We start from the raw sequence: 22,007 nt of genomic DNA on the forward strand, positions 1-22,007 counted from the left end.
CTTTTTTATACTAGATTATAAAAGGTAAGAGCATGCAAGAAATAAGGTGAAGAGATGATAAACACAAAACGTTGGAATGTGGATACTTTTGTGGATAAATTTATTTTTTATCCACAAATTGTCGAAGCAGCTCAGATTTTAAGAGAAAATGATGTTATTGCATTTCCTACTGAGACAGTTTATGGATTAGGAGCAAATGCCTTAAATCATGAAGCTGTTAGTAAAATTTTTAAAGCAAAAGGAAGGCCGAGCGATAATCCATTAATTGTTCACATTGCTAAAGAAGAACAGTTGGTTGATCTCGTAAAGGAAATTCCGCTTTCTGCGAAAAAACTTATTCGGGCTTTTTGGCCAGGTCCGTTGACTATTATTTTCCCTAAAAAGCAAGAATCATTACCAGATAATGTGACAGCAGGCTTAGATTCTGTAGCAATCAGGATGCCAGATCACCCAATTGCTCTTTCGTTAATTGAAGCAGCAGATATTCCGGTGGCAGCACCTAGTGCCAATTCTTCTGGTAAACCGAGTCCCACGACTGCACAACATGTGATGGATGATTTAAATGGAAAAATTGCTGGAATTGTGGATGGTGGAATGGCAGGTATCGGAGTGGAGTCAACTGTTGTGGATTGTACTTCAGATGTACCCGTTGTCCTTCGTCCTGGTGGTATTACAGAGGAGCAGCTAATAAACGTTGTGGGAATAATTGAGATGGATCCTTCTTTAAATGATGGGGAAGGAACTCCAAAATCCCCTGGGATGAAGTATACACACTATGCTCCAAACGCACCTGTTATGATGTTTGATGGTAATGTGGAAGAATTACAACAGGCTATAATAACTTTACAAGAACAAGGGAAAAAGGTTGGTGTTTTCGCGACAAAGGAATTGGCTGAAATGCTACATGGTGCAAAGGTTATTTCGTGTGGCACGAAAGGGGATTTGTCGACCGTGGCACATAATTTATATAAAACGTTACGAGCATTTAATAAGACGGATGTTGATATTATATTAGCAGAGGCTTTGCCAAAGAAGGGTGTCGGTCTTGCGATTATGAATCGCTTAGAGAAAGCAGCTGGTCAGCATTATTACAATAGGTGACGATTAATAGGAAGAATAGGACAGGGAGTATGGTCTCCCTGTTTTTGTATGTAAAGAGGGTTATACTTAACGTTCATGTTTATCGAGATTTGACATAGGCTACTTGTTCCGCTGTAGTGCCAGTTTGTTCTTTTTCTAATTGGAGGTGCATAGGATTTTCTTAGGCACGTCCAAAGGAGGAGAAAGAATGGCGGCTTATTTCGCAGAATTAATTACACTTATTATAATGGCGTTCGCCTTAGGTATGGATGCATTTTCCATTGGAGTAGGGATGGGAATGTTTCAGCTTCGATTAAGACAAATCGTTTACATAGGGATAACGGTCGGAATGTTCCATGTTGTGATGCCTTTAGGTGGAATACTAGCAGGTCAATTCTTGTCCAGTACCTTTGGTACTTTAGCTTCTTTTGTAGGAGGAGCATTGTTAATGTTGCTTGGGTTACAGATGTTTTGGGCTTCATTTCAAGAGGCTGATGAATCTGTTATCACGCCAGTGGGAGGCGGAGTATTTATTTTTGCCTTAAGCGTGAGCCTTGATAGTTTTTCAGTAGGCCTCACTCTTGGGATATATGGAGCGAGAGTCGTTTTGGCCATTATGTGTTTCGGTATAATAGCCACGATGTTAACGTGGAGTGGTCTCTTAATTGGACAAAAGGTTGGAGGATGGCTAGGGAGATATAGCGAGGCATTGGGTGGAATGATTTTATTTTTCTTTGGTGTCAAATTATTATGTGGTGGGTAATCGTGATGGTTAAATTTTGTTAACTGAATGGGAACCTTTCACCGTCATGTTCTAATGGCGGTTTTTTGCGATAGTTATAATTTTCAATGTAAAATAGAGAAAGAAAAAAGAAGAATGAAGGAGGATATTAACATGAAAATATTATTTGTATGCACGGGTAATACGTGCAGAAGTCCAATGGCAGAAGCCCTATTAAAGCATTATAAACAGGAATGGGAAGTGAGATCAGCAGGTGTATATGCAATTGACGGAGGTGGTTCTTCATATGGTACTAAACAAGTTCTAAAAGAGAACGATATAATACATGAGCATTCGTCACGTTTGTTACGTCAAGGAGATATAGACTGGGCAGATTTCATTTTTACGATGACTGAAAATCATAAGTATGCAATTTTTCACCAGTTCCCAGAGTCGGTCAAAAAGTTGTTTACGCTCAAAGAATTTACTAAGAATCATCCACATGATTATGATATATCAGATCCTTTTGGTGGCAGCGTTGATGTGTACCGTCACACTTATAAAGAGTTAGATGTACTGATTAAGGAGTTACAAATGAAGCTAGAAAATCAAGAGTAAGCGAGAGGGGAAATAAAATGAAAAAAAGGGATAAAAAACGCTATAAATTTGGGTTAAGAACAAAGCTTGTTCTGTTTACAACTGTATTAGCCATCATTACTTATTCTTTCAGTGCGTTCTTTATGTACTATATTCATCCTAACTTCGCAAATTCAATGAATGAAAGTATGTTTACCACAATAACACTAGGATTAGGAGTATTTTGGTCAGGGGTGTTAGCTTTTTTCGCTGCGGGGCTTATTATACATCCACTTCAAAGGCTGGAGAAAGTTGCGATACGTGTAGCAGAAGGAGATATTTCGAAAGATGTAGACCTATCCAAGTCTGACGATGAAATTCGCTCATTAGGAATGGCATTTAATGGAATGTTACGTTCGATTCGTGATATGGTCCATAATATTGAAGCAAATTTTAGTAAAACAAATGAGAGTGTTGTCCATATATCAGAGGCTTCTTCTTATGCAGCTAAACATGCCGATGCTATTTCCAAAACGATTGCTGAGATTTCGGCAGGAGCAGAGAGCTCCGCTATCAGTATTCAAGGTACTGCCGAATCAATTGAAGAAATAACGCGAATTGCTGAAGAAGTTCAATCTCGAGCGAAGGCTTCACAAGTTTCCTCAGTAGAGATGTTAAAAGAACTAAATGAAAGCAATGATGTTATTCACTCACTTATACATGGGATGGAGCGTTTGGCCAAAGGAAATGAAACTTCTTTAGAAGCCGTTCACCGACTAGAAACTAACGCCAAGAAAGTTGAGCGTATTATTGGTCTCGTAGGGGATATTGCTGCTCAAACGAACCTATTAGCACTTAATGCTTCAATTGAAGCGGCTCGTGCTGGGGAACAGGGAAAAGGTTTTGCTGTTGTAGCGGAGGAGGTACGCAAGCTTGCGGACGAGAGTGGGACCGCCGTTCAAGGAATTTCAGATTTAATCCAAAATATTCAGAAAGAAGTGTATGCTGTAGTTCAGCAAATCACTGAACAAGTAAAGTCAGCAAATGAAGAAGCTCAAAAAGGAAGTAAAACGCATAAAGTTTTTGACCATATGACTGAAACAGTTCATGAAGTTGCTCACTCTGTTGAGCAAATTACAGCCTTAGTTAACGAACAAATGGAAAGTATACAACGTACATCCAGACAATCACAAGATGTATCAGCAATTGCTCAAGAAACATCAGCAGGGTCTTATGAAGTAACAGAAGCGACGAAGGAACAAGCGGCAGTTATGCAAAATGTAGAAGAATTAATGAGTGATTTAAAAACTCAAGCAGAACAGCTAAAGAAAACGATTTCGACTTTTCAGAGAGAATAACAAATAAAGGCCTCGAATCCTAATCGAGGCCTTTGTTTGTTCGTTTTCTGTTAAATCAAGTACGATATTGTTGATTCGTATTACCGTAAGAAAATAGAACTATATTATACTGGAACGTTTTTTAAAATATACTCCTCAACCACTTTCGCTACACCATCTTGCTGATTGCTGTCAGTTACAAAGTCTGCTTTTGCTTTAATATCACCAGGCGCGTTGCCCATCGCAACACCTAGTCCAGCAAATTCAATCATAGATAAATCATTATAACTATCCCCAATAGCAATCACTTCTTCACGAAGAATGCCTAGCCTTTGAATGAGAAAATTAAGGCTGGCCCCCTTTGTTACGCCTAGTGCTGTAAATTCTAAGAAAAAGGGTTTTGAACGCATAACACTTAACTCGTCAGCAAGCTCTTTTTGGAGCGTTTTCTCTGTAGAAACTAGCTTATCAGGTTCGTTTAGCATGAGAGCTTTTACAACGGATTCTTGTACATATTCTTTGAAGTTTGTGACCGTTTTAACTGGTAGACCGGTCAGATCACTTTCAATTACAGCGTATGGATTAGGTGAATCCGTTATAATGCAATCATCCACATAAGTTAAAATCCCCGCGTCTTCTCGAACACTTAAATCATATAACTGATGAACCATTTCAGGTGAAAGGGTCGCGCTATATAACTCTTCGTTAGTTTGACAATCAATAATTTTTGAACCATTAAAGGATAAAATATAACTTCCGTATTTTTCTAATTTTAATTCCTTAGCAACAGCGCGCATCCCTTCTGTTGGTCGCCCAGATGCTAGAACTACTTTAACTCCTTGGTTTTGTGCTTCCATGAGTGCTGCTTTTGTTCGTATAGATATCGTTTGGTCGTCCTGTAATAACGTATCGTCTAAATCAAGAACAATCATTTTATAGTGAGTCATCATCGTTCGCTTCCTTCCTAGTTGCTTCACGGTATTAATCCTACAACATATGTGAAAAAAATAGTAGAGATAATTTGTGACTCTTTTTGTGGAAAAGAGACATTTCCTTTTATATTTTTAAATCAATATGTCAAAATAAAGACAAGGACACCTAAAGGAGGAAGAAAACAATGAAAGTAGCATTAGCATCTGACCATGGTGGCGTATTGTTACGCAATGAGATCAGAAACTTACTAGATGAAATGAATATTGAATATGAAGATTTTGGATGTGAGTGTGAAGGATCTGTTGATTACCCTGACTATGCATTACCAGTTGCGGAAAAGGTAGCAAACGGAGAGTTTGATAAAGGAATCGTAATATGTGGAACGGGAATAGGGATGAGTATTGCTGCAAATAAAGTAAAAGGCATTCGATGTGCACTTGTTCATGACTTGTTTAGTGCAAAAGCAACAAGAGAACATAATGATACGAATATGCTGGCAATGGGAGAGCGGGTCATCGGCCTCGGTCTCGGAAGAGAGATTGCTCGTGTATGGCTCTCAACAGAGTTTGAAGGTGGTCGCCATGAAAATCGCATAAACAAGATAAGTCAATACGAGAATAAATAGTAGGTGAGACAACTATGCAAAATCACTTAGATAAATGGCGTTCTCAAGTAAGCGTTATTTTACACGAATTTCAAGAGCAAGCACATTTGAAGCCTGGACAACTCTTTATTGTAGGTTGCTCAACTTCTGAAGTGGTAGGAAAAAAGATTGGTACGGCAGGCACAAATGATGTAGCTTCTATGTTGTATCAAGAACTTTTTTCTTTTGCTAAACAATATCACCTTTATCTTGCGTTTCAATGCTGTGAACATTTGAATCGAGCACTCGTTATAGAGAAAGAGGTTGCCGAAAAAATGGGTTTTGAAGAAGTCACGGTGGTTCCCGTCAGAACAGCAGGAGGGGCAATGGCGTCCTATGCTTACGAACAAAAAAATGACTATATTGTCGTTGAACATATCGTTGCTCATGGAGGGATCGATATTGGAGATACGTTTATCGGTATGCATGTAAAGCATGTTGCAGTACCTGTTAGGGTATCACAAAAGACAATTGGGAACGCACATGTTACTTTAGCTCGCACGAGACCAAAGCTAATTGGTGGAAATCGGGCTGTGTATGAGAATCGTTTCGGAACCGAAAAATGTACTTAAAAGAGTTCAATAATTAAAACGACCAAATAGAGAGGGGGTGAAATACCTCTCTATTTAGTCGTTTTAGGAAAAAGGAGAGGTTAGATGAACACAACCATCTATTTTGTTCGGCATGCCCACTCTATATATACTCCAGATGAAGAGGGAAGACCTTTATCTGACAAGGGGTTTTGCGACGCAAAAAAAGTAGCGTCAATGCTGGAAAATAGAGAACTACATTCCATAATCTCGAGTCCTTATAAACGAGCACAACAGACGGTTGAAAAGCTTGCTGAAATAAAGAGCTTAACGATTAATGTAATAGAGGATTTTAAAGAGCGAAGGTTAGCAGAAGAGGCAGTTGAACATTTTGATTCTGCTATTAAAGCGGTATGGAAAGATGAATTATTTGCTTATGAAGGTGGGGAATCCAACCTTGAAGCGCAAAGAAGAGGTGTTTTGGCCATGGAAAATGTACTTGAACACAATCGTGGCAAAAACATCGTCATTGCTACACATGGAAACCTAATGGTACTCATCATGAAGCATTATCATAATCAATTTGATTATGATTTTTGGAAACAGCTCACTATGCCGGATATTTATCAGTTAACCTTTCAAGGAAATCAATACGTTGAAGCCAAAAGAGTGAGTGGAGCTGACGTTTTATTCTAATTAATCTCAACTAGTAGCATGTTTACTTTTTGCTTAGTTCTTTGTTACAGCTCGTCGCATACTCCTAAATAATGGATCGTCTACTTTTGATGAGAGTAATGATGAAAATCGAACAGTGGGACTAAAATGACATGTTTCTATTAGGTTATTTTGTTGTAGCGCTGTTATCAAATCTAATGAGGCAAAATCGAGCAGATATTTGTCAGGAAACATTTAATGCAATTATAGGGAAATAACAATTATCTTAATAATTTTCACCAATTCTCTATTTTTCCTTACAAAATAGGCATTATTGTCTATTTTTTCTCGTTTCTATGTTCTAGATTGTTGAAAATGATCTACATTAACTCTTTATCGATAAAATGCAAGGAACAGCTTTTTTAACATATGTGGTCATGTTAAAATATAAAAGGTTACATAGGTTGATATATTACTAGAAAATAGTAAGTAGTTTGCTTTTAAATTGAAGGGGGATTTCTACGATGAAACAGTTAGCTAATCAAGATCCACAAGTGTTTGCTTCAATTCAAGATGAACTTAAGCGTCAACAGTCCAATATTGAATTAATTGCCTCAGAAAACTTTGTTAGTGAAGCCGTAATGGAAGCTCAAGGCTCAGTTCTGACGAATAAATATGCTGAAGGATATCCGGGTCGTCGATATTATGGTGGTTGTGAACATGTCGATGTAGCTGAGAATATAGCACGAGACCGTGCGAAAGAGATTTTTGGTGCAGACCATGCCAATGTTCAGCCACATTCTGGTGCCCAAGCTAATATGGCGGTTTACTTTACGGTATTAGAACCAGGTGATACGGTGCTTGGAATGAATCTTTCCCACGGCGGTCATCTTACACACGGTAGTCCAGTAAATTTCAGTGGGGTTCAATATAATTTTGTCGAATATGGCGTCGATAAAGATACACATCAAATTAATTATGAAGATGTTCGTCAAAAGGCGATAGAGAATAAACCGAAGCTTATTGTTGCTGGGGCAAGTGCGTACCCGCGCACAATTGATTTTGCGAAATTCCGTGAAATTGCTGATGAAGTAGGCGCGTACTTAATGGTAGATATGGCTCATATTGCTGGTCTTGTTGCAGCGGGAGTACATCCAAGTCCAATTCCATATGCAGATTTTGTGACAACAACGACTCATAAAACCCTACGAGGACCTCGTGGTGGAATGATTTTATGTAAAGAAGAATGGGCAAAGAAAATTGATAAATCCATCTTCCCAGGTATTCAAGGTGGTCCACTTATGCATGTCATTGCGGCAAAAGCAGTTGCTTTCGGTGAAGCCCTTCAAGATTCCTTTAAGGAATACACACGTAATATCGTGTCCAACGCAAAACGTCTAGGAGAAGCCCTACAAAAGGAAGGTCTTGATCTCGTGTCTGATGGAACGGATAATCATTTACTTCTCTTAGATTTACGTTCGCTTGGTTTGACAGGTAAAATTGGTGAAAAAGTCCTTGATGAAATCGGCATAACTGTAAATAAAAACACTATTCCATTTGATCCTGAGAGTCCCTTTGTGACAAGTGGTATTCGAATTGGAACAGCTGCTGTGACAACACGTGGATTTGGTCTCGAAGATATGGACGAGATCGCAGCGATTATTGCTTTAACGTTAAAAGAGCATGAAAATGAAGAAAAGCTGACTGAAGCCAAGCAGAGAGTTGAAAGGCTTGCGGAGAAATACCCCCTATATCATAGTTAAAGAAAGGAGTGCCATTCGGCCTCCTTTTTCTTCATTTATAAAGAATGCACCTTGTTCGCTTTAAACTATTACAGATCATTTTACAGTGTAAGCGGTTGCTTACATATTTATTGAAAACTTCATCGAATTATGGGTGTTAAGGAAGCAGTTTTTTGGTAGAATAATACGAAGTGTGAACAGTTGGACTGTTTTAAGCAGAACGAGAAAATAGCTTCACAACTAAAACTCAAAGGAGAGAGTAAACTATGGGTAAAGTCGTCGTTTTTGATCACCCTTTAATTCAACATAAACTAACACATATTCGTGATATTGACACAGGCACGAAGGAGTTTCGTGAACTAGTGGATGAAGTAGCTACATTAATGGCATTCGATATTACTCGAGATTTACCTTTAGAAGAAATTGATGTTAAGACGCCGGTTGCTACCGCTAAGTCAAAAGTGCTTTCTGGAAAGAAACTTGGAATCGTTCCGATCCTCAGAGCAGGAATTGGAATGGTGGACGGTATATTGAAATTAATTCCGGCTGCCAAAGTAGGACATGTCGGTCTATACCGTGATCCAGAAACACTACAACCGATAGAATATTATGTGAAGCTCCCTACTGATGTAGAAGAGCGTGATTTCATCGTTGTTGATCCAATGCTTGCAACAGGTGGTTCTGCTGTAGAAGCAATCCATTCATTAAAAAAGCGAGGTGCAAAAAACATTAAATTTATGTGTTTAATTGCAGCTCCTGAGGGTGTAGATACTTTAAAGGAAGCACATCCAGATGTAGATATCTTTATTGCTGCACTAGATGAAAAGCTAAACGAAAAGGGCTACATTGTTCCTGGTCTTGGTGATGCTGGAGATCGATTGTTCGGAACGAAATAACCAAAAGTTGGTGTGAGAATATGGATAAAAGGATTAAGGTGATGACTATTTTCGGAACAAGACCTGAAGCAATTAAAATGGCTCCGCTTGTTCTGGAACTTGAAAGAAATCCTGATCGATTTGAATCAATTGTGACGGTGACTGCTCAGCATCGTCAAATGTTAGATCAAGTATTAGATATTTTTGAAATTACTCCAGATTATGATTTAAACATGATGAAAGACAGACAAACGTTAATTGATGTTACAACGAAAGGGTTAGACCTTTTAGACCATATTATGAAAGAAGTTACGCCAGATATTGTTCTTGTCCATGGCGACACGACGACAACTTTTATTGCGAGCCTTGCAGCCTTTTATAATCAAATTCAAGTAGGGCATGTGGAAGCTGGCCTTAGAACGTGGAATAAATCTTCTCCATTCCCTGAAGAAATGAACCGCCAATTAACGGGTGTTTTAGCCGACCTTCATTTTGCGCCAACAGAAAAAGCAGCTAATAACTTACGAAGAGAAAATAAAAAGGAAGATTCAATTTATATTACAGGCAATACAGCAATTGACGCACTGTCTTCAACTGTAAAGAACGAATATGCTCATACTATATTAGATAAGGTAGGGCAGGATCGGTTAGTCCTTTTAACAGCCCATCGAAGAGAAAATCTAGGGCAGCCGATGAGAAATATGTTCCGTGCTATTAAGCGACTTGTAGCTGAGTTTAAGGATATTCAAGTGGTTTATCCTGTGCATTTAAATCCAGCTGTTCGTGAAGTGGCAAATGAAGTTCTCGGTAATTGCGAAAGAGTTCACTTAATTGAGCCACTTGATGTAATAGATTTTCATAACATTGCTGCTCGTTCGTACTTAATTTTAACTGATTCTGGCGGTGTGCAAGAGGAAGCCCCCTCACTTGGCGTTCCAGTTTTAGTATTACGTGATACAACCGAACGACCTGAAGGGATAGAAGCAGGCACCTTAAAGATGGCAGGTATAGAAGAAGAAGCGATTTATACGTTAGCCAATGAATTATTAACCGACGAAATCGCCTATAAAAAGATGGCGAAAGCGGCGAATCCATACGGTGACGGAAAGGCTGCAATAAGAATTACGGAAGCGATAGCTGCTCATTTTAGCCAATTGGATAATTAAATAAAGAAATAGAAGGCGCATGAATAGTGCGCCTTTTTTACATTTAATACAATGTAGTGAAGGAAAACTATCAATAAGAATGAAAGAATGTTAATTAATAATAACTCTACCCTTTTGAAGATCCAAATCATTGTATAGGGGTGTTACTGAAAATTAGAAATTAGTAGATAATGTTTGCTAAATAATGGACAGTGATAGTAGAATAATTAAAATAATTTTTGATGGTAAAAAGGAAGAAGACAAAATAGGGATAATGATTGTTGTAATGGCTTATCTTCCTTTCATATTCCGAATACATAGACGGTAAGATAACTTAGAAAAAGAAGTGAAAAGGTTTCAGGCTGAAAATGATGTTATTAAAGTAAAGGAAAATGATAGGGGTTAACGAAATTTATAATTATTACGATTTTCTTGGAGGTATGAATATATGAATGTTCAGTACATTAAAGTAGCAGAACCTAATAATAGCTTAGTAGATATATTTAATAAGTGGGAAAACGATCCTGCTTTGATTCCCCTCATTCGCCCTAATCAAAACAAGTCAGAATTGGAATGCGAGCAAAACATTACGATAGATAGTTTAATTCAGCGACTTAAGCACGTTCACATCTACTTAATCTATTTAGGTGATCAGTTAATTGGAGAAATGAATTATATGGTCGATCCTGCCCACCTGTACAAAAAAGAGCCTGGAACTGCTTGGATAGGAATTACGATTGGTGAGCCTGAAGGCCGTGGCAAAGGGATTGGTTATGAAGCGATAAAATATTTAGAAGAGGAAATTAAGAAGCAAGGGCTTAAACGAATAGAATTAGGTGTATTTGAATTTAACAAACAAGCACGGAAGCTGTATCAGAAACTGGGCTACAAAGATATTGGCCGTATTAATGAGTTCACCTATTGGCAAAATAAAATGTGGGATGATATCCGCATGGAGAAGTATGTTGACAATCTTTAGTATATTTCGCCATCCTTCTCTTCAAAAAAGAGGTAGTGAATGAATTTATTACCCAATACTGCAATAACAATGGTTAGTTCTTTTTCATAATAAACAACCGTTTTCCTCTTAAGGGAAAAACGGTTGTTTATTTATTTTTTTAGGGCTTCCCTTTATTAGTGATTATATTAGGTTTGTGAGATTTTCTATTACACTATCACTAATCTCTCTTGTTCTTCCTCATTAAATATATAAGTGAGTAAAGCCATTCTTATGTACAGCCCATTTTTGGCTTGTTCAAAATATACGGCCCTTTTATCCTTATCTACAGCAACATCAATCTCTTTGTTTCTAGGTAAGGGGTGCATTAAAATTGTAGTAGGGCTAAATTTTTCAATAATCTTTTTAGTAATGACAAAAATACTGTCCCTTATTGATTCAGCTTCTGTTCGCTCATTTTGTAATCTTGTTTGATAGATAACATCTATATCCAATGGTAATTCATCTAAGCTTCTGCATTTGATATATTTGATTTTGTGCTTTAATAGTAATGAATCGTAAGTAGTAGGAAGTTCAAATTCTTCATTGCTAACACCATAAATAGTTATATTTTCAAATAAGCATAATGCATGTACAAGTGAATGGACGGTTCTCCCATATTTCAAATCGCCTATTATGGCTATAGAAAGATTATCTAGCTTTTTTTTATAGGAATGTATTGTATAAAGATCTAGTAATGATTGAGTAGGATGTTCCCCTGAACCATCTCCGGCATTAATGATAGGAACTTCTGAAATGGAAGCAGCAATCTGACATGCTTCCGTTTGTTTATGTCGCATAATGATTCCATCGCTATACCCTTCAACGATTCTTATCGTATCGGCTATACTTTCCCCCTTGTTAGATGAAGAATTCAGCTCTCCATTTTCAACGGTTAAAAGGTGCCCTCCTAGTCTTTGGATAGCTGATTCAAATGATAAACGTGTTCTAGTACTTGGTTCAAAGAAAAGCGTCGTAATGATTTTACTTGACAAAATATTGGAGTAGCTTTTTGGATGTTCTTTAATATCATCCGCTAATGTAAATAACGTTAATAACTTACTTCGTTCAAATTGACTTCCACTTACAAAGCTTTTAACCGTACTCATACGTAAATCCAACTCCTAGTGATTATTTGTTAAATAGATTAGATCCATAAATTTTTACCGTAAATGGAACTTCTTATATTCACTTTTAATCTTGGAAACTTCCTCTTTAATCCATGCAAGTATAGTTATAAGCATCAGGTCTCTTATTCAGTATGTTTTTAATGTTGGGGGTTCATATGCATTGAACTTATCGAGTATTCTCATTGGATCTTCCTCTACGATAGCCATAGTACGATACTTTTTATGTAAAAATTCTTCATCGGACATATGATTAAATAATGCGATAAGAGGGTCATAATAATGATTAATATTTAAGAGCCCACACGGTTTTTGATGTAGACCTAATTGAGCCCACGTAAAAACTTCAAAGAACTCTTCTAACGTTCCTGGTCCGCCAGGCAAAGCCATAAATCCATCTGCCAACTCTGCTATTTTTGCCTTTCTCTCATGCATAGAGTCGACGATAATTAGCTCAGACAAGTTTTTATGAGATATCTCTCTATTATCTAGAAAACCCGGCATTACACCAATGACCTTTCCGCCTTCTTCTAAGACGGAGTCTGCCACAGCCCCCATAATGCCAACACTCGCTCCACCATAAACAAGCGTAATGTTTCGTTTAGCTAGCTCTTTTCCTAGTTTTCTTGCTCCTTGAATATAGAGTTCAGATGTTCCATTACTCGATCCACAAAATACGGCTATTGTCTTCAATTGATCCCCTCCTAAATAATACTCATTGAAGATTATATATAATTTACCTTTATTTGTTAAGATGAAAGTATTTGAATGGAGGTTAGATAAGCATGAATATCGGTGAATTTCAACAATGGGTGAAAGACTATTATGAGAGTAGGGGGTGGTCTGAGTTAGATATTTTTATTCGTATCGGTTTTTTAGCAGAAGAGACAGGCGAAGTTGCCCGAGCTATAAGGGCCCTTGAAATAGGAAGAGATCGACCTGATGAAGTGACAGGGTCACTTGCGGAAAATAAACAAGAGTTAACAGAAGAATTAGGTGATGTATTAGGTAATTTAATTGTCATTGCAAACAAGTACAATATTCCTTTAGAAGAAGTATTTCAGAACCATAAAAAGAAACTAGAAGATCGCTATTCGAAAAATTAGGCTAAACAAGTTTATTTCAGAAAGGATGGGACAGCATCCTGTAATGAAGGAAAATGTGGCTTTAACAAAAAATAATGAAATCATGGCCATATATCAAACTTCAGCATGATACGCTATAATATGAAAAACCGACGGTTCAGGGGGATTTTATGGATATTTTTGATATAGCAAGGCTAGCAGGGGTTTCGAGGAAGACGGTGCAGCGTGTATTAAATAACTCGGATCAAGTACGACCTGAAACGCGTGATCGCATAATAAAGATTATGGAGGAGAATCACTATCATCCAAATGTTTCAGCAAGAAGACTGGTGAAGAAAACAACTCATACGATTGGGCTTTTTATCATTCAAGACCCTGCGAAGGATCGTATTTATTCCGATGATCAATTTTACAGTGTAGTAATTGGGGCTATGATTAATGCTTGCTCTTTGCGGGGCTATAATGTACTGGTGATGATGACTGAATTAAATGATCCCGTTTCGGTATTAAAACTTTACCGTGAAAAAAGTATCGATGCAGGCATCATCATAAGTTGGAGCAACGTGCAAGCGATTGTGGACCAAATCCTATCAGCCAACTATTTGGTAGGGGTCTTTGATCAAAACAACTTGTCGAGGAGGGACTCTTCCATTCCAATACCTATATTACAAAATGAAGCGGGGGCAGTGGAGGCTACGAATCACTTCATTCAACTAGGTCACAAAGAGATTGGGATTATTACAGGTGATGAAGATAACTTGGCTGCTATGGAACGATTTGAAGGCTATCAAAAAGCGCTTGTGGGAGCAAAAATTCCTTTAAAATCAAGTTACGTATACAATGGACAATTTACAGAAGAATCAGGAGAAAAGGCCGTCTCTCATTGGATTAAAGAGGGGGCTCTACCTTCTGCTATTTTGTGTTCAAATGACCATATTGCGTTTGGTGCCCTTAAAGCGTTGAGAGCAGAGGGTTTGAATGTCCCTGATGATGTTTCGGTTATGGGCTTTGATAATCTCTTGCTTACGGAATACACGACCCCTGCCTTAACCACCATGCATGTACCAAGAATTGAGATGGCGGTTACTTTAGTCGAGCAACTTATTCGTCAAATTGAAGAGAAGCCGCTTGAGACAATACGGCCATTTCAAGCCACACTAGTCAAACGTGACTCCTGTTGTGATAAAAATTAAATTACTAGAGAAATGCTATATTTCCAATGGAATGAAGCATTTTTTTAGTAGAGAAAGAGATTGTTATTTTAAAATAATGTTGTCAAGTAGTGAGGATAATCTTATAGTTAAATTATGAAATGTCCCACGTGAGACAAATAAATTAGGAGGTGTTTCAATTGATTAAAAAAGCAGTCACTTCTATTACCGCTGCATGTCTCATCATGTCCTTGACACCTGGTAACATAGGAAAAGCAGCAGAGAAAAAAGAAAAAGTATATCATCTTAAAGATTCGACATTAAAGAATCAAACAATTAAAGGAGATTTGTTGATTACCCCGAGAGCAGGAAAGGATATCACATTAGAAAATGTGACGGTTCTTGGAACTACCCTAATTAAAGGGAAAGCACCTGAATCTGTTCAATTAACGGATTCGCAACTGGAAACCCTTTCTGTCCGAACATCGGATCATGCTACAAAGATTACCGTCTCTGGAGAATCAGAAGTCCAAAAAACATTCTTGGATGCCAATATTTTACTAAAGGAAAATGAGATTACATCGGAAGGGTTTAAAGATGTAAAGGTATCATCTTCTTCTATAAAAACAAAAAAAGCTACTCTTGATGGTGAGTTTACTTCAATTACAACCATTGGTAAAAAAGGAAAAGCTCAGGTAGAGCTGCAAGGGATTTCTGATAGCCTAGAATTGAAAGCGTTTTCTGATATTAACCTTCCTTTTGATGGGGTGGTAAAGGAGCTCCACGTCCCGAAATCCGGTAAAGGGTCAATCATTAATGGAGAAGGTGCAGTAGAAGCAGCTACGTTAGATAGCTCGATCGTCTTCAATGGGGAAGAAACAAACGATGCTTCAAGTTTTGTCACACCGTGGTCTCTTGTTTGGAATGATGAATTTAACCAAACAGAGATTGACCGTGGAAAGTGGACGTTTGATATTGGGAATGGATATATCGACGGTGCAAGTGGTGAATTTATTCCAGGATGGGGAAATAATGAAAAGCAATATTACACAGACCGTCCGGAAAACGCGAAAACAGAAGATGGAAAGCTAGTGATCACGGCGAAGAAGGAAGACTATGAAGGATATTCCTATACATCCTCTCGACTAAAAACGAAGGGTCTTTTCTCAAAAGCCTACGGGAAATTTGAGATGAAGGCGTCGCTTCCAGTAGGGAAAGGATATTGGCCGGCATTCTGGATGCTTCCAGAAGATGATAAATATGGCGGATGGGCTGCATCTGGAGAAATTGATATTTTAGAGGTGCAGGGAAGTAATCCATATGAAGCAATTGGCACGCTACATTACGGTGAAATGTGGCCAAACAATAAATACACTGGCGCTCACTATGCCTTTGATAATGGTTCGACAGTTGCGGATGAGCATGTGTATTCGGTTGAATGGGAACCGGGTGAAATTCGCTGGTACGTAGATGGAAAGCTTCGCCAAACGCAAAATAATTGGTATGGTAAAGGACCGAACACAGCAGCTAATTTTGCGTATCCAGCTCCATTTGATCAACCTTTCCATATGTTGTTGAATGTAGCGATTGGTGGAAATTTTGATGGAGACCCAACAGAGGAGACGATGTTTCCTCAATCGATGGACGTAGAATATGTACGTGTCTACGACCTGACAGGTCGTCCATATCAAGTACCTGAGCTTCCGGAAGTTGAAGCTGAACCATTACCAGACGGTGCGAAACAGCCACTTGAAGATGGAAATTTAATTTACAACAATGGATTTGACCAGGAATGGGAAGAAGTGGACGGCGTTGAAGGAGTTGCGAATACGGATTATTGGTATTTCTTAGCCCTCCCTGACTTCGGAGGAAAAGCGAATATGTCCATTGATCAAGTGGATAATAAGAATTATGCCAAAATTGATATACAAGATGCTGGTAGAGAGACTTATTCCGTTCAACTGATTCAAGATGCTTCGATTGGAAAGGGACGTTATTACAAAGTGTCCTTTGATGCGAAGTCGAGCGAACCGCGTCCAATCAATGTGAAAGTAAGTGGAGGGGCAGACAGAGGCTTTGCCACCTATTCACGAAGCGAAACATTTTCTTTAACGGATCAAATGCAATCCTATGAAACTGTGTTTCAAATGACGGAGGAAACGGATTTGGCAGCACGTCTGGAGTTTAACGTTGGACTGTCTACTCTTCCAGTGTGGGTCGGGAATGTTCGAGTAGAAGAAATTGCTCCGATAGAAGTGGATACAGATGCTTCTAAACTTCCTCTTCCTGATGGAAACCTTCTATATAATGGAACATTTGACCAAGGATTCCCTGACCGTTTACTTTATTGGAATTTGCTAAACGTAGAGGATGCGGATGTCGTGGGAGTAGACCCTGATGAACGAGTATTTTCGGCGACACTTTCAAATGAAACCTCCGACGTTCAATTGGTCCAAAAGGGTATTCAGCTAGAGAGTGAAAGTGAATATGAATTATCCTTTGACGGGATGTCGGAAAGTGCACGTGATATTCAAATTGAAATAAGAAGTAAGGATGGGGAGGTTTCCTATGCTACTGAAACAATTCCTCTGACGGCCGATTGGAAAAATGAAACGATGACATTTATGATGCCTGATGTGATGGACTTAGAATCGCAATTCATCATTCATCTTGGTGGAAGTATTCATGAGGTGAAGCTAGATAACATCGAGTTAAAGAAAATAGCTGGCCCAGATAATCCATCTCATATTAAAAACGGGACATTCGATAATGGATTAGATCCTTGGCAGTCTTACATCCATTTTGATGCAGTGGCAAGTGTTCAGCATGAAAATGGCGAGGCACGTATGACCATAGAGGAAGAAGGGGCGGAACCATGGGGTATCCAGTTCTACCAAAGTAATTTATTGCTTGAGCCTGGAAAGGAATACACCCTTTCCTTCGAGGCAAGTTCTTCAGCGAACCGATCGATGGAAGTGACACTGGAAAACCTCGAATATGTCCGGTACTTATCTGAAACGGTTCAGCTTACTGAAAATAAAACGCAATATGAACTTACGTTTATCATGCCTGTGAGGGAAGAGACGAGTCTTAAGTTCTTGTTAGGCTCCACAGGTGAGGTACTTGATGCACATGATGTGGTCATTGATAATGTAGAATTGAAGTAAGGGAATGGGGTGCAGCATCTTTAGGTGCTGTACCTTTTTTAATGGGAGCGTATTGAGAGGATAGGCAACGAATCTTAAGCTGGCATGGGATCATACGGATGTGTCAAACCTTGAATTTTTTAATGAAGAAGGAAACGTTGTATAGATCTTGTCACCTCAATGTTAACAAAATGATGGTACTTGTTGATGACCAGGTTACAATGGAGAAATAAAAACGATGCTTCGATTCGAAGCATCGTTTTTTTGTCAAAAGCTCTGAGGAGATGTTCTGCCAAATACTAAAAGATCTTGGAAACTGTTTATTACAACACACCAGCGATTAATTGAACCGTTAGAGGGGTCTATGAATGAGGTGATGGTAGTACCTCAACTAAACCGGTTTATCATAACTCGATTACATCAACTAATTAATTTACATTTTAGTACTAAAAGAATCCTTTTGCGCTTTGTTCAAAGATATATACATTATTTAAAAAAATCCGATTGGAGAAAGGTCCTCTTCGTTAACAATCTTATGAACAAGCACTTTTAGCAACCTTAAATAATTTAAACGCAACGACCAAAGCTAATATACCTATAATAAGAAGGGTTAAAATACCAATTATTAGGGCAATAAGGATGTTCACTGCAGCATCAGGGGTATTGAAAATCCCTTCGATAGCAGAATCTACGATTTCACTAATAAACAAACCAAGAAATACATAAAATAAGATGACGAGTCCAGCTGAAATACAACATAAACCACAAGAGATTTTGTTTACAGCGCTCATACAATCCCTCCTTTTGCTCTATTTATAAAGCATATGATACGTAAACACTAAATTGAACAAAATAATAAAGGTTCATTCATAAATTATTGCGGATGTTAAAAAGTCTATTTGTATATATAGGAAATTTTTGTAAAACTAAGATTTTGTTATACGTATTATATTGTAAATGAGAATCTAAATTGGTTGAAATAGGTGCGATACATGTTTATTTTAGCTTATAAGAATATCCTTATTTGGTGAAAAGACGTCTTACTTAATTTGGTATTATGCTAGTATTTTTTGAAACAAAAAAGCGTCCTTCCTTAGAAGAAACGCGAATGTTTAACAACTAGAATTTATCCTGCCCCGCAACTAACTTCATAATGATCTTGATTTGTTTTTTGGGCATAACAGGAAGAGGGGCTCGTACCCGTTTCACTTTTCCAAGTAATCCATTTAACGTTAAATCTTTCTCCATACTGAGCATCGCTGTAATAGTCATTCGTAATAATAGAGATAAAGCTTTGGTAAGGATAACCTTCATTATAAATATGGTTTCGTATGGCGCCACGTGCAGAGTCATCATGATGTACAAATGGAGCGAGGAGTGGAAGGGAGATTACTAGGATTAATAGGGTAATGGTAGTGATCAGGAAGCCCTTTTTAGTCAAAAATATTTTCATATAACTTCAACCTTTCATCATTTAGTTTGCTTAGTAGGTTTGTATTATTGAGATGGAAGGTTTTAATGTTCAATAAAAACCTATCTTCACTTCCATATTTGTAAATATTACCTTATACATAGTATACCTAATGTATGAACAATTGTTTACTATTATTAAGCTGAGATATAGGAAAGAAGATGGTCCTCTAGTAGAACTTATGGTGATGGTAGTCTTATTCTAAGTTCTCTGTGTAATAAGAGGCGTACCTCTGCTATTGAAAAAGAGAAATCATTCTTTCTTGTATATCATAGTAAATTTTGAAATAATTGTAATGGGAGGATATAAAGTAAAATGTCTTCGATAGGGGATCAAAATTATGGCAATGTGTAATGGTTGTAGTAATAAATGGAGAGCTCGGAGTTGTGAACACTAGGGTTCTTGAAAGTAGGCAAAAATTGCTCTTATTGTGGTAAAAAGCAATATATCTCTTCCAAGACAAGAAATATGTTTACTCTAGGATACTTAAGTATCGTGTTTATTATCATACTACCCTTCTTTATCAAATTAAGTAATCATCATGAACCTATATGGTAAATAATAAAGGGCTATTGTTTCATGTATTATTCTCGATTTCTAACTACATTTCAAACATTCACAAGCATTTGGGTAATAAATAATAATGGTTACTAGTTACTTCTAAGTGTGAATAGAGCCGTTAGAATGTACTCAGATCGTTTGTGAAATGGTCAAAAACGACTCTCAACGAACACGGATAAAGTTCTAGGTTATAAAGATTCATTTATATTTGATTACCTTGCGTATTTCTGTGAAAAGAAGTGCGTTTTTATTTTTAAATGACTAATACAAATAAATAGATTGTATGTTGAAGCTTAGAAATAATAGTAGGATTTACATTTATCGAGTTTAGTCATGATGTTAGCAAGATTGATCCTACATTCGATAGATGGGGTTGAAGGGATATTAGGAGGCGATAAGAGTTTTTTTGCGATTTACATACTTAAATCAAAATATAATAAATATTTATAAAAATTTATTAGATATTTATTATTATGCTTTATCCTTTCAGTATAGACTGAGAGGAGATTTTATCATGAGAAAATTAGTAAGCATCATTAGAAAAATTGTCATCTATTGTTTTGTATTGTTATTATTATCCGTTATGACGATATTTACCTATCACCAATATTGGTTGAGTAAAGAAGCTGACCTTTTAAAAAGTAACGGAACGATCGTCAATATTATGAATAAAGACATTCATGTTTACAAAGAAGGGGAAGGAAAAGAGACTTTTGTCTTTATGTCCGGATCAGGAATAGCTGCGCCGGTTTACGAGATGAAGGGACTTTATAGTAAATTCTCTAAAGAAAATAAGGTGGCTATCGTGGAGAGAGCTGGCTATGGTTATAGTGATATCTTTGGAGATACTCGAGATATAGACACCATATTAGAACAGACGAGGACAGGGCTAAAGGATAGTGGAAGCCAGCCTCCATACATATTAGTACCTCACTCTATTTCAGGGATAGAGTCGATTTATTGGGCGCAAAAGTATCCAGAGGAGGTTAAGGCAATTATTGGTTTAGATATAGGACTACCTCATGAATATGTCGATCATAAATTAAGTGCTGTTGATTCCCTAATGTTTAGGGGAATGCAGTTTCTTACAACGATTGGTGTCCAAAGGTTATTACCTCACGTAACCTATGATCCTGAAGTATTAAAGCAATCTTTCTTGACGAATAAGGAAAAGAAAATATTTAAAGCGATATCTAATAAAAAAGCATTTAATCAAGACATGAAAAATGAAATCTTGCAAACTTACGATAATGCAAAGAAGTCAACGGAGCTCGCACTTCCGAACAGCACTCCTATCTTGTTTTTGTCTGCTTATACGAAGCAAAATGAACACGCTGATTTTACAAAGCAAAAAAATAAGAATTACGAAGCATTTTCAGATCAACTTCATGTTTCGGAAGTACAAAAAATAGAGGGCAAACACTCGATTTATCTTTATGCTCCAGAAAGGATATACGAGCTTACTACAGATTTTATTAATGAGTTGGAATAAAAGTATAATCTATTTAAATGGAAGGTACATTTAATGAGAGAATTTAATATTTTAATGGTTGAAGATGACACTGTAATTGGAGAATTATTAAAGGTAATTTTGGAAAAAGAGGGATACAATGTACTGTGGAGAGAGAATGGAAAGCAAGTATTAGAGGATATTAGCAAAATGGATTTAGTTATTATGGATGTTATGATTCCTGGAGAAGATGGTTATCAAATAACGAAAAAGATCAAAAATTTAGGGTTAAATATTCCTGTAATCTTTTTGTCTGCTCTTAATGATATGGAAAGTAAATTGCACGGTCTGCTCATTGGAGAAGACTACGTTACTAAACCTTATGACCCACGTGAGCTACTGTTAAGAATAAATAAGCAATTGGAAAATACATATGGTACTTTTTTGAAAATTAAACACTTACAAATTGAAGCAAATACAAAAAGACTATTTAACACTGGACTTCAACACGAAGTACTACTTACGGCAATTGAGCGTAAAATATTTTTTTATCTTTATGAGAATCGAGATCGAATTGTAACGAAAGAGCATTTCATTAATTATTTATGGCCGCTTGAAGATCGTAATCGTAACCTTATTAATGTTCACATTAAAAAAATTGTCTCTTCACCATTTTCTGTGATTTGCACCCAATCCTAGAAATTAGTTAACGAGAGTGCGCAGCCGATCAGGCGATGTTCTTCTTCAGCTTGGAGACCACTTAGTTGGTAGAATAGGAGCTGT

The 22,007-nt window shown here is 37.4% G+C and carries 20 protein-coding genes and 2 pseudogenes; 17 read left to right on the plus strand and 5 right to left on the minus strand.

All coding sequences use genetic code 11. The features are described 5' to 3' along the window. Positions 1–57 precede the first annotated feature (57 nt). The 5 genes and pseudogenes from WAK64_RS18655 to WAK64_RS22510 all read left to right on the plus strand — a co-directional run. On the plus strand, positions 58–1,101 hold the full coding sequence (locus WAK64_RS18655) for an L-threonylcarbamoyladenylate synthase (protein WP_336588541.1): 1,044 nt from the start codon (positions 58–60) through the stop codon (positions 1,099–1,101). A 187-nt stretch (positions 1,102–1,288) separates the two neighbouring features. Further along, positions 1,289–1,843, plus strand: a complete 555-nt coding sequence (locus WAK64_RS18660) for a manganese efflux pump MntP (protein ID WP_336588518.1) — start codon at positions 1,289–1,291, stop codon at positions 1,841–1,843. Positions 1,844–1,975: 132 nt separating this feature from the next. Continuing rightward, positions 1,976–2,419: a low molecular weight protein arginine phosphatase gene (locus WAK64_RS18665; RefSeq protein ID WP_336588519.1), complete on the plus strand. Its 444-nt coding sequence runs from the start codon at positions 1,976–1,978 to the stop codon at positions 2,417–2,419. Between the two features lie 167 nt (positions 2,420–2,586). Next, a pseudogene (locus tag WAK64_RS22505) lies at positions 2,587–2,793 on the plus strand (HAMP domain-containing protein); the annotation flags it as partial. A 384-nt stretch (positions 2,794–3,177) separates the two neighbouring features. Beyond that, positions 3,178–3,735, plus strand: a pseudogene (locus tag WAK64_RS22510) (methyl-accepting chemotaxis protein); the annotation flags it as partial. Positions 3,736–3,839: 104 nt separating this feature from the next. Here WAK64_RS22510 and WAK64_RS18675 read toward each other — a convergent pair. Next, positions 3,840–4,661 (minus strand): Cof-type HAD-IIB family hydrolase, encoded by an 822-nt coding sequence (locus WAK64_RS18675; protein WP_336588542.1) that lies wholly within the window; start codon positions 4,659–4,661, stop codon positions 3,840–3,842. Positions 4,662–4,831: 170 nt separating this feature from the next. Between WAK64_RS18675 and rpiB the strand changes: the two genes are divergently transcribed. From rpiB to WAK64_RS18710, 7 genes are all read left to right on the plus strand, one after another. Continuing rightward, on the plus strand, positions 4,832–5,272 hold the full coding sequence (gene rpiB / locus WAK64_RS18680) for a ribose 5-phosphate isomerase B (protein ID WP_336588521.1): 441 nt from the start codon (positions 4,832–4,834) through the stop codon (positions 5,270–5,272). Positions 5,273–5,286: 14 nt separating this feature from the next. Further along, positions 5,287–5,862, plus strand: a complete 576-nt coding sequence (locus WAK64_RS18685) for a TIGR01440 family protein (RefSeq protein WP_336588522.1) — start codon at positions 5,287–5,289, stop codon at positions 5,860–5,862. Positions 5,863–5,946: 84 nt separating this feature from the next. After that, the gene (locus tag WAK64_RS18690; RefSeq protein WP_336588523.1) at positions 5,947–6,516 is read left to right on the plus strand and encodes a histidine phosphatase family protein; all 570 of its coding nucleotides are present in this window, start codon (positions 5,947–5,949) and stop codon (positions 6,514–6,516) included. 482 nt (positions 6,517–6,998) lie between these two features. Then, complete coding sequence (glyA, locus tag WAK64_RS18695) at positions 6,999–8,237, plus strand: serine hydroxymethyltransferase (protein ID WP_336588524.1); 1,239 nt, start codon at positions 6,999–7,001, stop codon at positions 8,235–8,237. Positions 8,238–8,482: 245 nt separating this feature from the next. Continuing rightward, the gene (gene upp, locus WAK64_RS18700; protein ID WP_336588525.1) at positions 8,483–9,112 is read left to right on the plus strand and encodes a uracil phosphoribosyltransferase; all 630 of its coding nucleotides are present in this window, start codon (positions 8,483–8,485) and stop codon (positions 9,110–9,112) included. A gap of 20 nt (positions 9,113–9,132) precedes the next feature. Next, positions 9,133–10,257: a non-hydrolyzing UDP-N-acetylglucosamine 2-epimerase gene (wecB, locus tag WAK64_RS18705; RefSeq protein WP_336588526.1), complete on the plus strand. Its 1,125-nt coding sequence runs from the start codon at positions 9,133–9,135 to the stop codon at positions 10,255–10,257. Positions 10,258–10,684: 427 nt separating this feature from the next. Continuing rightward, on the plus strand, positions 10,685–11,215 hold the full coding sequence (locus WAK64_RS18710) for a GNAT family N-acetyltransferase (RefSeq protein ID WP_336588527.1): 531 nt from the start codon (positions 10,685–10,687) through the stop codon (positions 11,213–11,215). A 188-nt stretch (positions 11,216–11,403) separates the two neighbouring features. Here the strand turns inward: WAK64_RS18710 and pyrB are convergent, their stop codons facing one another. Together pyrB and WAK64_RS18720 are read right to left on the minus strand one after the other, a co-directional pair. Further along, a complete protein-coding gene (gene pyrB / locus WAK64_RS18715; RefSeq protein WP_336588528.1) occupies positions 11,404–12,342 on the minus strand; it encodes an aspartate carbamoyltransferase in 939 nt (312 codons plus the stop codon). Between the two features lie 147 nt (positions 12,343–12,489). After that, entirely contained in the window at positions 12,490–13,053 is a 564-nt protein-coding gene (locus WAK64_RS18720) for an LOG family protein (protein ID WP_336588529.1), read from the minus strand. A 92-nt stretch (positions 13,054–13,145) separates the two neighbouring features. On the opposite strand from WAK64_RS18720, the gene WAK64_RS18725 reads away from it, so the two are divergent. From WAK64_RS18725 to WAK64_RS18735, 3 genes are all read left to right on the plus strand, one after another. Then, the gene (locus WAK64_RS18725; RefSeq protein ID WP_336588530.1) at positions 13,146–13,466 is read left to right on the plus strand and encodes a MazG-like family protein; all 321 of its coding nucleotides are present in this window, start codon (positions 13,146–13,148) and stop codon (positions 13,464–13,466) included. A 149-nt stretch (positions 13,467–13,615) separates the two neighbouring features. Next, entirely contained in the window at positions 13,616–14,638 is a 1,023-nt protein-coding gene (locus WAK64_RS18730; protein WP_336588531.1) for a LacI family DNA-binding transcriptional regulator, read from the plus strand. Between the two features lie 158 nt (positions 14,639–14,796). Continuing rightward, on the plus strand, positions 14,797–17,763 hold the full coding sequence (locus WAK64_RS18735) for a carbohydrate binding domain-containing protein (RefSeq protein WP_336588532.1): 2,967 nt from the start codon (positions 14,797–14,799) through the stop codon (positions 17,761–17,763). 512 nt (positions 17,764–18,275) lie between these two features. Here WAK64_RS18735 and WAK64_RS18740 read toward each other — a convergent pair. Further along, entirely contained in the window at positions 18,276–18,533 is a 258-nt protein-coding gene (locus tag WAK64_RS18740; protein ID WP_336588533.1) for a hypothetical protein, read from the minus strand. 335 nt (positions 18,534–18,868) lie between these two features. Next, complete coding sequence (locus WAK64_RS18745) at positions 18,869–19,195, minus strand: hypothetical protein (RefSeq protein ID WP_336588534.1); 327 nt, start codon at positions 19,193–19,195, stop codon at positions 18,869–18,871. A 1,093-nt stretch (positions 19,196–20,288) separates the two neighbouring features. On the opposite strand from WAK64_RS18745, the gene WAK64_RS18750 reads away from it, so the two are divergent. Both WAK64_RS18750 and WAK64_RS18755 read left to right on the plus strand, forming a co-directional pair. Continuing rightward, on the plus strand, positions 20,289–21,266 hold the full coding sequence (locus WAK64_RS18750; protein WP_336588535.1) for an alpha/beta hydrolase: 978 nt from the start codon (positions 20,289–20,291) through the stop codon (positions 21,264–21,266). Positions 21,267–21,299: 33 nt separating this feature from the next. Beyond that, positions 21,300–21,923: a response regulator transcription factor gene (locus WAK64_RS18755; protein WP_336588536.1), complete on the plus strand. Its 624-nt coding sequence runs from the start codon at positions 21,300–21,302 to the stop codon at positions 21,921–21,923. The last annotated feature ends 84 nt before the right edge of the window (positions 21,924–22,007 follow it).

The organism is Bacillus spongiae (assembly GCF_037120725.1).
Lineage (GTDB): Bacteria > Bacillota > Bacilli > Bacillales > Bacillaceae_K > Bacillus_CI > Bacillus_CI spongiae.

What these genes read in the sequence shown, in the direction of transcription:
- WAK64_RS18665 (WP_336588519.1), top strand. Translation starts at nt 1,976, where the DNA reads ATGAAAATATTATTTGTATGCACGGGTAATACGTGCAGAAGTCCAATG.
- WAK64_RS18685 (WP_336588522.1), top strand. Translation starts at nt 5,287, where the DNA reads ATGCAAAATCACTTAGATAAATGGCGTTCTCAAGTAAGCGTTATTTTA.
- WAK64_RS18745 (WP_336588534.1), bottom strand. Translation starts at nt 19,195, where the DNA reads ATGAAAATATTTTTGACTAAAAAGGGCTTCCTGATCACTACCATTACC.
- WAK64_RS18750 (WP_336588535.1), top strand. Translation starts at nt 20,289, where the DNA reads ATGAGAAAATTAGTAAGCATCATTAGAAAAATTGTCATCTATTGTTTT.
- WAK64_RS18690 (WP_336588523.1), top strand. Translation starts at nt 5,947, where the DNA reads ATGAACACAACCATCTATTTTGTTCGGCATGCCCACTCTATATATACT.
- wecB (WP_336588526.1), top strand. Translation starts at nt 9,133, where the DNA reads ATGGATAAAAGGATTAAGGTGATGACTATTTTCGGAACAAGACCTGAA.
- WAK64_RS18725 (WP_336588530.1), top strand. Translation starts at nt 13,146, where the DNA reads ATGAATATCGGTGAATTTCAACAATGGGTGAAAGACTATTATGAGAGT.
- WAK64_RS18710 (WP_336588527.1), top strand. Translation starts at nt 10,685, where the DNA reads ATGAATGTTCAGTACATTAAAGTAGCAGAACCTAATAATAGCTTAGTA.
- upp (WP_336588525.1), top strand. Translation starts at nt 8,483, where the DNA reads ATGGGTAAAGTCGTCGTTTTTGATCACCCTTTAATTCAACATAAACTA.
- WAK64_RS18740 (WP_336588533.1), bottom strand. Translation starts at nt 18,533, where the DNA reads ATGAGCGCTGTAAACAAAATCTCTTGTGGTTTATGTTGTATTTCAGCT.
- pyrB (WP_336588528.1), bottom strand. Translation starts at nt 12,342, where the DNA reads ATGAGTACGGTTAAAAGCTTTGTAAGTGGAAGTCAATTTGAACGAAGT.
- WAK64_RS18660 (WP_336588518.1), top strand. Translation starts at nt 1,289, where the DNA reads ATGGCGGCTTATTTCGCAGAATTAATTACACTTATTATAATGGCGTTC.
- WAK64_RS18755 (WP_336588536.1), top strand. Translation starts at nt 21,300, where the DNA reads ATGAGAGAATTTAATATTTTAATGGTTGAAGATGACACTGTAATTGGA.
- WAK64_RS18730 (WP_336588531.1), top strand. Translation starts at nt 13,616, where the DNA reads ATGGATATTTTTGATATAGCAAGGCTAGCAGGGGTTTCGAGGAAGACG.
- rpiB (WP_336588521.1), top strand. Translation starts at nt 4,832, where the DNA reads ATGAAAGTAGCATTAGCATCTGACCATGGTGGCGTATTGTTACGCAAT.
- glyA (WP_336588524.1), top strand. Translation starts at nt 6,999, where the DNA reads ATGAAACAGTTAGCTAATCAAGATCCACAAGTGTTTGCTTCAATTCAA.
- WAK64_RS18675 (WP_336588542.1), bottom strand. Translation starts at nt 4,661, where the DNA reads ATGACTCACTATAAAATGATTGTTCTTGATTTAGACGATACGTTATTA.